Source organism: Fluviicoccus keumensis (genome assembly GCF_004217445.1).
Taxonomy (GTDB): domain Bacteria; phylum Pseudomonadota; class Gammaproteobacteria; order Pseudomonadales; family Moraxellaceae; genus Fluviicoccus; species Fluviicoccus keumensis.
Map to the genome: position 1 here is coordinate 21677 of NZ_SHKX01000017.1, position 12135 is coordinate 33811.

At 53.1% G+C, this 12135-nt stretch carries 11 protein-coding genes; all 11 read right to left on the reverse strand.

The window, feature by feature from the left end; all coding sequences use genetic code 11:
• Nucleotides 1-189 precede the first annotated feature (189 nt).
• The 11 genes from EV700_RS16025 to EV700_RS16070 all read right to left on the reverse strand — a co-directional run bounded on the left by EV700_RS16025 (nt 190) and on the right by EV700_RS16070 (nt 12112).
• Entirely contained in the window at nt 190-1476 is a 1287-nt protein-coding gene (locus EV700_RS16025) for a replication initiation protein (protein WP_130415685.1), read from the reverse strand.
• A 1257-nt stretch (nt 1477-2733) separates the two neighbouring features.
• On the reverse strand, nt 2734-3663 hold the full coding sequence (locus EV700_RS16030) for an ArdC family protein (protein WP_130415687.1): 930 nt from the start codon (nt 3661-3663) through the stop codon (nt 2734-2736).
• A 156-nt stretch (nt 3664-3819) separates the two neighbouring features.
• On the reverse strand, nt 3820-4110 hold the full coding sequence (locus tag EV700_RS16035; protein ID WP_130415689.1) for a hypothetical protein: 291 nt from the start codon (nt 4108-4110) through the stop codon (nt 3820-3822).
• 228 nt (nt 4111-4338) lie between these two features.
• Nucleotides 4339-6009: an ATP-binding protein gene (locus EV700_RS16040; RefSeq protein WP_130415691.1), complete on the reverse strand. Its 1671-nt coding sequence runs from the start codon at nt 6007-6009 to the stop codon at nt 4339-4341.
• A 166-nt stretch (nt 6010-6175) separates the two neighbouring features.
• Nucleotides 6176-6313, reverse strand: coding sequence for a hypothetical protein (locus EV700_RS16895; protein ID WP_165391524.1), 138 nt, complete (start codon nt 6311-6313; stop codon nt 6176-6178).
• Between the two features lie 75 nt (nt 6314-6388).
• Nucleotides 6389-6625 carry a WGR domain-containing protein gene (locus EV700_RS16045; RefSeq protein WP_165391525.1) on the reverse strand — a complete coding sequence of 79 codons (237 nt, stop codon included), beginning with the start codon at nt 6623-6625 and terminating at the stop codon, nt 6389-6391.
• A complete protein-coding gene (locus EV700_RS16050) occupies nt 6600-8744 on the reverse strand; it encodes a DNA topoisomerase 3 (RefSeq protein WP_130415696.1) in 2145 nt (714 codons plus the stop codon). The genes EV700_RS16045 and EV700_RS16050 overlap by 26 nt, the downstream gene beginning before the upstream one ends.
• A complete protein-coding gene (locus EV700_RS16055; protein WP_130415698.1) occupies nt 8745-10310 on the reverse strand; it encodes a conjugal transfer protein TraH in 1566 nt (521 codons plus the stop codon).
• Complete coding sequence (locus EV700_RS16060; RefSeq protein WP_165391526.1) at nt 10310-11179, reverse strand: conjugal transfer protein TraF; 870 nt, start codon at nt 11177-11179, stop codon at nt 10310-10312. Before EV700_RS16060 ends, EV700_RS16055 begins: the two co-directional genes overlap by 1 nt.
• Nucleotides 11180-11216: 37 nt before the next feature.
• Complete coding sequence (lepB, locus tag EV700_RS16065; protein WP_130415703.1) at nt 11217-11777, reverse strand: signal peptidase I; 561 nt, start codon at nt 11775-11777, stop codon at nt 11217-11219.
• Entirely contained in the window at nt 11774-12112 is a 339-nt protein-coding gene (locus EV700_RS16070) for a hypothetical protein (protein ID WP_130415705.1), read from the reverse strand. Before EV700_RS16070 ends, lepB begins: the two co-directional genes overlap by 4 nt.
• Nucleotides 12113-12135: the final 23 nt, after the last annotated feature.

The following is a 12135-nucleotide window of genomic DNA, read 5'->3' on the forward strand; positions in this document are numbered from 1 at the left end:
CGCACAAAGTGCGTCAGTCAACGCAAACTTGAGCATGCTCAAGTTTGCGATCAAAAGATGATTGATTAATGTTTCTCCGACAGCGAGTCGCCAAGGACGTATCGGGTTTGAGTCAGATATCTTGATCAGAGCTTTAGAAATTGAGCATGCTCAATTTCAATGCATGCAGGCAAATGCAAGCCGTAAACGTCAGGAGGGCATTGAATCCGGTACAAGCAGTTTTTCAATTTCGATGCGGAGGAGGGGGCGTTCCATAGCGTTTGCTAGAGTCGCATTCTTCGTTTCCAACGATTTGGCCCCCCTTGGAACATTGTTGAGAGCACGCTTAAGGTACTCCGCTTTAATGTCATCAGGAAGTTCGTTCCATATCGAGCGCAATTTCGATTCGCTAGACTTGTCTTGAGCATGCTCAATTAACGATGGCGCCTTCTGTTTGGCTGCGACAGTTCGCTTCTTTTTCTCCTGTGCATTCTTGGCCAGCAATGCTTTTTGCTCAAGATATTGCACGCCCCATTTGTTGGCGAATGCACTCTTGTAAATGGCTCCCAGGTTCACAGGCTCGTTTTTCGCCAGCTTTTCATCTGCAAAATTGTTCGCACGCTCAATGGTTGCTTGGATCAATTCGGGACTCAAGCTCTCAAGATACACATACTGCTCAGAAACCGGAATTGTAATGCGTGCTTCTGAAAAGGCAGGATGCGGCATGTCCGACAAGTCCGTCAGCGCGCCAACCGACATGGCATGCTGCTTGGGAACAACTTTGAAGTATACCCCTTCGACTTTGCGGCCCTTACGATCAAACTCCGCTGTCACGGTAATGTCGGAAAGTTCACTCCCATTGATCACACTGATCGGCTTGGAGATAGTCCATCGGTTCAACTCAGCAAACTGTAAATACTCAGTCTCCTGAAGGCCAATGTATTGACGAAAGTCAGAAATGCTCATGTATGGAGTTCGCTGAACTCCGACATAGTCTTTGCACAATTTGTAGATGATTGCTTCATACTTACCATTAAAGCTGCTGAAAATCTCCCAATGCATCAAGTGAAAAATAGCCTTGGCATCATCCAATCCCTTCATTACATCTTCCAGAAAAGTTGGCAAGCGCACATACACAGTCTTGCTGCTGACTTCCCATTCCGAGATAAAACCCATGCCACGCTGTGCCTTATGCCCATCCTTTGACAAGATGTTGATAACAATCGGCTCTTTTCGCAGTACTTCGAAATCACCTCTCAATTCCGCTTTGACAGGCTCATATCCCATGTATTCAGAAATCTTGGAAATGGGAATCTGTATCGCACCATCATGTTCGGAGTGAAGAGACTGTTTGTAGGTCTCGCGATAGAAGTGAAGTAAGAGGATCCAGTACTTGTACTGGCGAAGGGTAATACCATGACTGATGTGTACAACCGCTTGGGACGTTTTCAGCAAGGATAGACTGTTGTTGTTAGATGTTTTTTTGCTGATTGCCATAGCCAATTCACCAGACTGCGTTTACGCCAAAAGCTTTACGATAATTGCTGAAGAATAGTCCGCAATCATGTAGCTTGTCAAAGCTTGTCTCTACATGTTTGTTTCGAAAGTTAAAGCTCATTTATACCCAAGGCCAAAGCCTGATAGGCCCCCCAGGAACAAGTAACTCTTCGATGGTATGGCACTGCATTCTTAAAAATTTCAATCGTTACTGCTACAAAATTCAGGCAACGGGAAGAGGAATGACTTTGTTAAACAGGGAGGTGGATTTCTACAGGATGTCCCAGACCATCGACAAGGCAGGGGTGGATTTCTACAGGATAACCCCCAGAGCATCGGCAAGGCAGGGGGGTGGATTTCTACAGGATCCCCTAGACCATCGGCTAGACAGGGGGTGGATTTCTACAGGATCGCCCAAACCATCGGCAAGACAGGGGGGGGGGGGTGGATTTCTACAGGATCGCCAAAACCATCGGCTAGACAGGGGGGTGGATTTCTACAGGATACCCCAAACCATCGGCTAGACAGAGGGGAGGTGGATTTCTACAGGATGCCCCAGACCATCGGCAAGACAGGGGGGTGGATTTCTACAGGATCGCCAAAACCATCGGCTAGACAGGGGGGTGGATTTCTACAGGATCGCCAAAACCATCGGCTAGACAGGGGGGTGGATTTCTACAGGATACCCCAGACCATCGACAAGACAGGGAGGGGGTGGATTTCTACAGGATACCCCAAACCATCGGCAAGACAGGGGGGTGGATTTCTACAGGATACCCCAGACCATCGGCTAGACAGGGGGGTGGATTTCTACAGGATACCCCAGACCATCGGCAAGACAGGGGGGGGTGGATTTCTACAGGATACCTCAGACCATCGGCAAGACAGGGAGGGGGTGGATTCTTACAGGATACCCCAGATGATCGACAGGACAAGGGGGAGGTGAATTTCTCCATATATAGGGGGTGAATCTCTACAGGATAGGGAGGTGGATTCCTACAGGATGTTCCAGAATCTCTACAGGATTGGGGGGTGGATTTCTCCATGCAAAGGGGGTGAATCTCTACATGTTGAGGGGGTGAATCCCTACATGATTATTCCCTGTATCCATTGCGCTGCAATCGTTTCAACACTGCTAAATTCTTTAAATTTGCTAAATTCATTAAATAAAAGCAGCGCTGCCGCAATTTTTTGATGGAGACGATATAGGAAGGCTGCCCTGCAAGAGCAGGGCAGCCTTATCAAAAGTTACATGGTTCAAGCAGCAACGGCCAGGGGAAGAGTAACCGATGGCTCCGGGATACGCGCCACAAAGTGGTGAGCATCCGAAGCCAGCTTTGCGGCTTTGAAGATCAAGGTTTTATCCCGCTTCAAAGAGTGCAGCCAAGAATCGATATACGTCTCATGCTGTAGATGCTCTCCAACAATCCCATGTTCAGCACACAAGAATGCAGATCCCAGTTCTGCGACCAGTTCTTCAAATGCATAACTTGCACGAGAGTCCTGAGGGAACATGCTATCGATCTTGGCATGACGATCCAACCGCCGTACATGACCGGTCGCATGGATCAGCTCATGTGCCAGCGTCGCTGCATAGTTATCACCTGTTCTGAAGTCACCCTCAGGCATCCTGATCAGATCAAGACCAGGTGAATAACAAGCATGATTCCCGGAATGACGGAAGGTCAGCTGAGTCTGTTCGCACTGGCGGTTAACCAATGTGGAGATCGCACTAGACCTGAAGTCAGCGGAGGTAACAGCCGGCTTCTCCATGGCCGACAGATCCAGTCCGTCCACTTGGTCGACATTGAACAGGTAGAACGGAATACGGGGGCAAAAGACTTTGATGTCTTCCTCACCCGTTGACTCATTGAGTTGTCTTTTCTCCTCAACCTTGAAGAAAACACACAACTGAGACCTGGAACCCTTCCTGACTTGTCCACCAAGCTGTTGGGCTTGCTTGTATGTCAGCCAGGCATTGTGCCGAAAGCCATTCTCACAGGCTCCCAAAGCCAGGATCAGTACATTGATGCCCCGGTATTCATTACCAGTCAGGAAGTTGTAGGGAATACCCCTGTCCATCGCGGCTATGTCTGCCCAGGGCTTGATCCAGGCAGCCATGCCGCCTTTCTCAATGGCTTGAATGATGCGGTCCGTCACAACACGTTGAATATCCTGCTTGTCCATGATGTAAAACCTGCCCCGATACGTTGGGGCGCACGCGACGATGAGTGAGCATCGTCGTTATCCAAAGGAAAACGACGGCTCACTCCGTCACGCGTATTATCTCACGTCAAGAAAAGCATTGTGCGCGGCAGGTCGGCCGGTTGATGGCGAAACAGGCTAGCGGAGGCTGGGAGGGAGTTGATAGAGGCGCGGCGCGCGCGGTTGAGTGGATGCTTGAGGTCTGTTGGCATGTGTCAGTCGTTTGACGAATACCTTTACACCTTCAATTTCCTGAATTTCGCCCGTGATGACTTCGCCAAGCAATCCCAGATTTTCTTTCGATTTGTCGCGGAAGGCGGCAAAGCGGGGATCTTCCCGGTTAATCCAAGGCATTAGGATTAACCCGATAACGAAGTCGCCGGAGACGGCTGCCCAATATTTGCCATAGCTCTTGTTGGCGGATTCCATAGTCCATGCTCCTTGATGAGTGGGGAGGGGAGGGCGATTAGGGACATAGAAGTACAGCGGCAAGCAGACCTGCGGCAGTTATTACTGTTTCATCCTGACCCCGTTTCGCCAGAGGTGCTCGTGAGCATCAAACATGATGACTCAGCAATGTATCATAATGTAATAACTGAAGCAGTAAAAGAACAAAGGCTCTGCAAGAGCAGAGCCTTTGTGACGCCAAGGGCGTAGTTATTGAGCGATGGATGCGGTCATGAGACCGTCCACGAGTTGATTGACATCCTGGAATTGCTGCTCGGACAATTCCAGGACATTCGGCCGCAGTTGGGCATCAAGCCTGACAATAAAAGCGCAGTCCTTGAGGACACTGAATGCGGCAAGATTGCCCGCTTCCAGAACCTTGGCCAACGTGTCGGCCTGACCTTCTCCCCGGAGATTGGCAAACTCCGCCAATACCCGGTCGGACAGTAGCTTGGTGTCAGCCTGCAGTGCGTTGTCATCCAGAGAGGACTTGTCGTCGTACTCCGCATAGGTTGATACCTGTCGCAGGGCCTCAACGCCAACACTACCGGATGGGATCAGCAACTCCCTGCTTTCCAGAAACACTGCCTGATTCCGCACCTCTACTTGATGTTTGCCGCTCCGTAACGTGTAGCTGTCACAGAGAATTACATCACACCAGACACGCTCGCCGTTAAAACGGAACGTGGATAGACGCTCGAAATCCACAGATACCTTCAATGAGGCCAGACTCAAGGTATGGGCCTCTGACCAGTGGCCAACCGGAATATGCCTCACAACCTTCCAGCCGGACAAATCAGCCAAAGTGGCAGCCGGCCAGTGGTGGTCATCTTCATCGTCAGGCAAATGATCGCATAGCACGACATCGCCATTAAGCACCTGTTCCTGCGAAACACCTTGCTCCTGATGGGTGAGATACTCTTCATCCTCCATGACGGTGTGAGGCGTCTCGCTGATACAGAAAAGCGAGGCGGCAGGCAGATAGGGTACATCCGTGAAAACATCGGAGAGTCCCCAAGACCTCGCCAGGCGCCAGTAGAGACTGGTGAAGTCTTGTGCCGACATCTGCGCCTTATCCTCCGTCAGCAACCGGACCCAAAGCTCCTTCAGACAGAATCGAATCCTTTCGATCGCCATGGGCTCATCCACCAGACTGTCACGATCCGGCATTCGACCCCGGAAGGTATTGTCCAGATGGATGATGGTGTCTATCGCCTTTCCAAAGTGTAGATAATGGTTAGAACGATGCACCTGGATACCTTGAAGGTAGACCGTGTAACTCGCCGAACGCGTCAGATGCACTTGCCCGATGGAGCAGGGTTGGAAATCACCCTGATCCAATGCGTGCGGCCGGGATTGTTGCTGGCCGTTGTACGATACCGGAATGGGGAATCCCATCGCGTATCGCTTAACTGCGCCGGCGATCTGTGACTCCGACATTGACAACCCGATCAGCCGGATCCTGGCGCCTCGGATGTACTCATCAGCCTCTTGAACCTCTAAGGTCTCGAAGGCCAATGCATCAGCTGTCACGAAGTCCATCTGTTTTCCAAGACTACTGATCTCAACCCGGCAGGCGTTGAACAGAGCTGAGAAGAATCCCATCCCGAAAGGATGTTCTTCAGCCTTGGTGGCCTCATCCCAACCGCTTTCGGCAACAGTCAGCATCCGCTGGAAATCACGGATCCCACAACCGTTGTCTTCCACGGTCAGTATCTGGCTAGGGACGTCATACAGGATACTGACCTGCGTGGCCCCGGCCCGACGTGCGTTTTGCATCAGTTCGGCAATTAAGGTTTCCTTCCGCGTGAACGAATAGCGCAGGTTGCGAACCAAACGCTGATTGTTGACGGCGAGAACGACTTGCTGCGACTGCGACATGGTGTTACTCCATACCCCGATACGTTGGGGTGCACGCGACGATGGGCAAGCATCGTCGTTATATCAAAAGATAACAACGGCTTGCCCCGCCGGGCGCGGAGTATGCCAGAACCTGCTGGATTTTCTAGAGGTGAAGGGGGCTTTCATACGTGTGACGGCGCGAGACTCAGATCACCCCGTAATGGATTTCCAAGACCAATGCGAAGGCCTGATAGAAAACGCACATCAGAGCGATGATGATCAGGAAGGCTTTGGTCAGAAGTACAGAATAGGGAGTGTCGTCGAGCTGGGGCTCGTGATCCATGATGTCATTCCTTGACGGTTTTGGAGAGCAACAACTCTACGGCGAAGACACTGCTATGCCAATAGCTGAGAAACATCATCCAGGAACAAGGAGGTAACCGCGTCGAGCTCTCTTTCTTTCCTGCTGTTCTAAGAACGCCATAGCAGTGGATTCGTTCTCAAAAATCTTGATCTGCTGTTGCCTTTTCTTTGCGTTGATGCGCCCCCACTCAAGCCGTATCCGCCAGTCAGCAAAAAGGTCTGGCTCCATACTGATCTGGTAGAAGCGATACCGACGCTTGATGGGATCAATTTGAGTCCAGGTTGAAATCATCGAGTCTCTCCATCTGACACAAAGTCGAGGCATCCCTAAGTATATGGGTATGAGTGAAGGCCTGGCCGTCAGACTTTCGGTGGCGCAATTGCATGGGCTTGCCGCAGGCTGGGCAACACTTGGCGGATGGAGCTTCAGTGTTACTGGATTGTCGGGCCTCGTTTACAGCAGTCGACTTCCGGGGACGGCTATTGGATTTTCCAGACTTCCCTTTATCGCGTCGTTCTATTGAGGAGCCGTCATTGTCCCTCTTCTCTAAAATGATTGGCGTCTCGGCGGCTAAGACGACGAGTCGTGTCAGAGCCTCACGCTGTTTCTGAAGAAAGCTTTGGCTGTCATGGCCTTCCTTTTCAATGGCTGACAACTCCTGCTCCATCATCGCGGTGGCGATAGGGCTTTTCACTTCCTTCGGCAGCGCTTGAATCAAGGAACGGCCGGTAGCGGTGGCAATCAGGTTCTTGCCGGCGCGAGTCAGAAATCCTCGCTCCAAGAGCACGGTAATGATCCGTGCTCGCGTGGCTTCGGTTCCCAGACCCGCATTTTCTTTCAACAGCTTTAGCCACTTGTTGTCCACAGTCTGGGTCTTGGCAGCGACAACCCGGTGCACACTCTCCATATCGGCAATCAACGTCCCATCCGTATAGGGCTTGGGAGGCGAGGTTTGCTTTTGGCGCGCTTCAACCGCCAGATTATGAGCGGGCTCACCCAAATCGATTGCCGGTATCACCGTTTCTACATCAGAGTCTTCTTCCGAGTTGTCCTTGGTCTTCCCCTTTGGAGGAAACAATACCTTCCAGCCTGGCAGCAATGGCCGGTGGCCACTGGCACGGAAAACATCGGCGGCAACCGTGGCCTCCACAACCGTTTTCTCATATTCATAGGGAGGATAAAACTGTGCCACATAGGTTCGAACGATCAGGTCGTAAACCTTCATCTCTTTGTCGCTCAGGCTGGCGACAGTGGCGCCGTCACCGCGGACCGGGATGATTGCATGGTGGGCTGTCACCTTTTTGTCGTTCCAGGCAGCCGATTTAAGAGCAGGATCGGCTTTCTGCAACAGGTCTGACAACCCGGGATAAATGGTCGTCAGCACACTCAGAATCGAACCGGCCTCGGCATGTTGCGACTCAGGCAGATAATCGCAATCCGTGCGAGGGTAAGACGTCAGCTTGTGCTTTTCATACAGGCTCTGGCAGATCGCCAACACCTCGTCAGCCTTGAGTCCGAAGCGGGCGCTGGCATCTTTTTGCAATCGTGACAAACGGTAGGGCAGAGGCGGCGCTGTGTGCAAGCGCTGCTGATCCAGGAGAGAAATACGGCCTAGTTCTGGAAGTTGAAGGAGTGATTCTGCGTATCCTTTGTCAGTGATCTTGCCATCTGGAAAACGCTCCCTCAGGCTGTCCGGTGCCACCCAAGTCGCCCAAAAACTCCCGCCTGACACGCCGACATGCATCATCGGCACATAATATGTTTTGCTGACGAAGTTCTCGATATCCAGATCACGCATGACCACCAGGGCCAGTGTGGGCGTCTGGACCCGTCCGATACTGACGACGCCTTGATAGCCCTTTTGCTGGGCGGCAAGCGTGAACGCGCGTGACAGATTCATCCCGACCAGCCAGTCAGCGACTGCCCGTGTTTGCGCCGCCTGGAATAGCGGCAGGTAAAGCTGATTGCTCTTGAGTTGTTGGAATGCCTTCTGGATAGAGGCGCTGTCCTGCGCCGCCAGCCAGATCCGTTGAACCGGTTTCCGGTTCTTGCAGTGAAGCAGTACCCAGTCCACCAGGAGTTGGCCTTCGCGGTCAGGGTCTCCGGCATGAATGACGGTATCAACGTCTTTCAGCAAGCTGCCAATGACTTTTAATTGCGCCCGCGAGCCCTTGTCGGACTTCGGCAGCACCTTAACCTGTTCTGGCAGTATCGGAAGATCGGCGGCATTCCATTTCTTGAAACGGGCGTCATAAACATGGGGCTCAGCCAACTCCATTAAGTGACCGAAACACCAGGTGATGAGGTATTGGCCAGTGCTGAGGTAGCCTTCATGACGTTTCACCTGTCCTAGGTGCTTGGCCAAACCCTGCGCCACAGAGGGTTTTTCGGCAATAACTAGAGTTGTCATTCAGCGGCCTCCACCAACCCTCAGCGGGGAGGTCCGGATGAAAGAAGCCGTTGGCAATCCTTGGTATATCTCGGTGGTATAGGTGTTGAGGGCGATGACCGTATTGGCGCGTTCCGTAAACGATCCCTCTTTCTGCATGATTTCCCGCCGAAAGCTTTCCAGATTGCCGTCCACAAACTCAGGCTTGTTCACTTTTACGTCCTTTCCATTCCAAGCGCTTTCTGCTGCCGTGACCATGGCCTTGGCCATCTGGATAGCCATATCTTGAGAGATGATTCGGGCCGAATCCTGCGCCACCTTGCGGACGGCGGCAGGGTCGCGTTGCACCTTGACCAGAAAGCGTAACAGCGGGATATGGATATTGCTCAGGAAATTCAGTTGCGGCTGAGTGAGTGCTTGATTGTGCGTCAGTCGGTAAAGGATGCCGTCAGTGGCCCCATCAATTTCAGCTTCCGAGATGGATGCCTTGTCGATTCCGAAGAGCATCTTGTTGACCAGTCTGTCGGTACCGCCGAACAAAGCGGACATGGGCTTGCGGACAATATCCTGACAGCCCAGTTCGGTTTCCAGATCGAGATTGGCGCTGCCGCAGCCGTTGATATCGAGTCCGTCCGGGTTCATCAGGTTATCGAGGTTGATCAACCTGGCGGTTTCCGGCCGGGCAGCCTGAGTACAGGACACATTTCCGGAGCCTGAGCTTTTTCCACCACAGACCGGCTGACCGTCATTGCCCAAATTTGCAGCCTCCGAGGTGCTGACTACCAGTGTCCCTGTCAGATTCATCAGCAACTCGATTACCTTGCGATTGCTGTTGCTGCCGTTAAATCCGGTTACCGGTGAGTTGGCGTCTCCGATACGGTCGGCGGCGCCAGAGCGGAAGAATGCACGCCAGGCGAGGTTGCCGATGGCCGGATTCTGGCTGGCTTCCTTGAGCGCCGCAGCAGAAAGCGTGGACGGATTGCCTATCAGGGTGGCGGCATCCGGCTTGGTAAACTCATTGAACCAGGCCGATGCGGAGTCCTCGAACGTGCCGAGGTTGGTGCCAATGGCCTTGCCGGCTTCAGTAGCGGTTTTCTTGGGATCGTTAAAAAAATCCTTGGTGACGGACAAAGTCTTCTGGGCAATTTCACAGGTGTTGCGCAGGGACTGGTTCATCTTCTGCATGGCATCCATGAAATGGGTGATCTTTGAGCCGAGGAAGCTGTTGATGGCTTCTAGTGCCATCTGAAACAGCAACCCCTTGGCATTCTGGCCGACCGCACGCAGCGTAGCGACGATCTGGTCGGAATTGATGTACGAGAAGGAGCCCATGTACATGTCGATGCCGCCGCAGCCGGCGTTGACACGCGGAGGATCTACGCTAAGCAAATTAACCGAACGGATCGGCGCACGGGCGACAATGCTGCCACCGACGATGCCGCCGCGTGTCTGCGAATGATAGACACTGGGATTGGTGGTATTGACGTACATGCCGTCGAGAAGGCTGTCGAGGCTATCGGCGTGGGCGGCGCCGTTCAGCAGCGTCGCGGCAATCAGTATCGCCATAGACTTGGGGGGGAGGCGCATCAGTAGTCTCCGCGCAGATTCTTTTGCAGATAGTCCACCCAGGCGTCCGGATTGTCCGGGTTCAGCTGTCGGGGAGAAGTGGATTGCAGTTGATCCGTCGTCAGCACCCCTTTGTCATAGGGGCGGGCGGCCTTCAACTGATCGGGCGGTAACAATTTCTGGCTATCAGCGACCAGCAGAATTTTCCGTGCCAGCGTTTCTTCCGGTGACAGACCCTGGCTGATGACATAGAAATGGTTGGGGGGTCGGATCAAGACCACGGTCGGGGTGATCTTCAATTGCAGCAATTTGGCCTGACCCTGATCCGGTGACCAGCTTGTCATGCCGGGTAGCGGTTTATGGTCGAGGGATATGTAACGTACCCGGAAGGGATGTTTGCGGGTGAAGCGCTGCAGCACTTCAAACTGAGCCGAGCAAAAGGTGCAGCGGGAATCAAAAAAGAACCAAAGGCCGGTTTGCCGGGTCAAAGCGTTCAATGCTCCTTTCTTGTCCTGATCCAGCGTCCGGTTAAAAAGGCCGGCCGCTGCTGTGCCGAAGGGAATCCGGTTGTTTTCATCCAACAGCGGGTCAGCCTGCACTGCTCGTTCGGCCGCATTGGCAAAGTTTTGGGCCTTGTCCATGGCAACCCGTTGCAGGTACATGTAGGCGATAACTGCCTTCGAAGGATTGCCTTGGGCATCCGTGGGGTGATCAATGGCTTCATCCCTCAGTCGATCCATATTGGCGCGCATCCAGGTCGTCGAAAAAACTGGCGGTGCGGCAGGTGGGGTCGACGGTGCCGGGGCCACACGCCCAGATTCCTTGGGGTCTTGATACCAGAACCACCCTTCTGCCTTAGTGTCGTAATAGCCACGGCTGTCGCTAGCCATAGTGCACTTGCTAAGCGCCAGCAGGCAGACCATCCACTTAGAAGAGAATCGGCGTGGCACGGGCAAAGACCTCGCGAACATGCAGCACTCCCCAATAGCGGCTGTCATAGGAGCGGGGGTGACTGCCGAGCACAAAAATATGATTGGCCGGAACACGATAGGTTTGGTCGTATGCACCGGACGGCTTTTGCAGGCGAGTCAGCAAGTTCAAGTTTCCGCTGAACAAGCCGTTGATGTAGAGCTTGTCCCGCGCAATCCGGATTTCATCACCCGGAAGCCCGCGGACCTGCTTCGTGATGACGGCATCACGGCTGATATAGGGCTCAAGCCTGCCGCTGTGGAAGGAAACATAGTCCCCCGGTTTCAGGGTGTGGATGTCGATGGACTCCTTGTGGAGCACGAAAAGATAGTGATTGTTGGAAGGGTTTTTCCCGGCCTCGATAGCCAGTTGATAGTGATCGGTGAGTGTAGTGAAAGCCGCGCGGCCCAAGAGCATGGCCGCAAAGTAGCCGACAATTACCCATGCGACCTGATGTCCTTTTCCCCGGGTCGCTTCGACCAATTTCATCCATCGGGATTGCACGGCAGTAAGGATCATGGCGTCTCCGGCAAGTTGATATGCAGGTTTCGGGCGATATCAGGAGTGATGTCCTGTGCCGCCGGCCAGGCCATAACCTGACTGGCATTGAGTACGATGAATCCACGATCCTGGTACAGCCGAAGTTCCTGCTTGATACCGGCGATTACCGAAGCGGCATCCGTCTGGATGGTTTCCGGTCGCGCTACAGGACTGTGGGCGACCTGGGCGGCTTTCGCGGTAAACAGTTTCTCAGCATCAAAAATGACGACCTTCGGGGTGAAGGGATTTGTCACGACTCGGAACTTGTAAAGTCCGTATCCGGCGGCGCCGATCAACAGCAGGCTGCAGGTCACGAACCATAGGTCAAAACGAGACC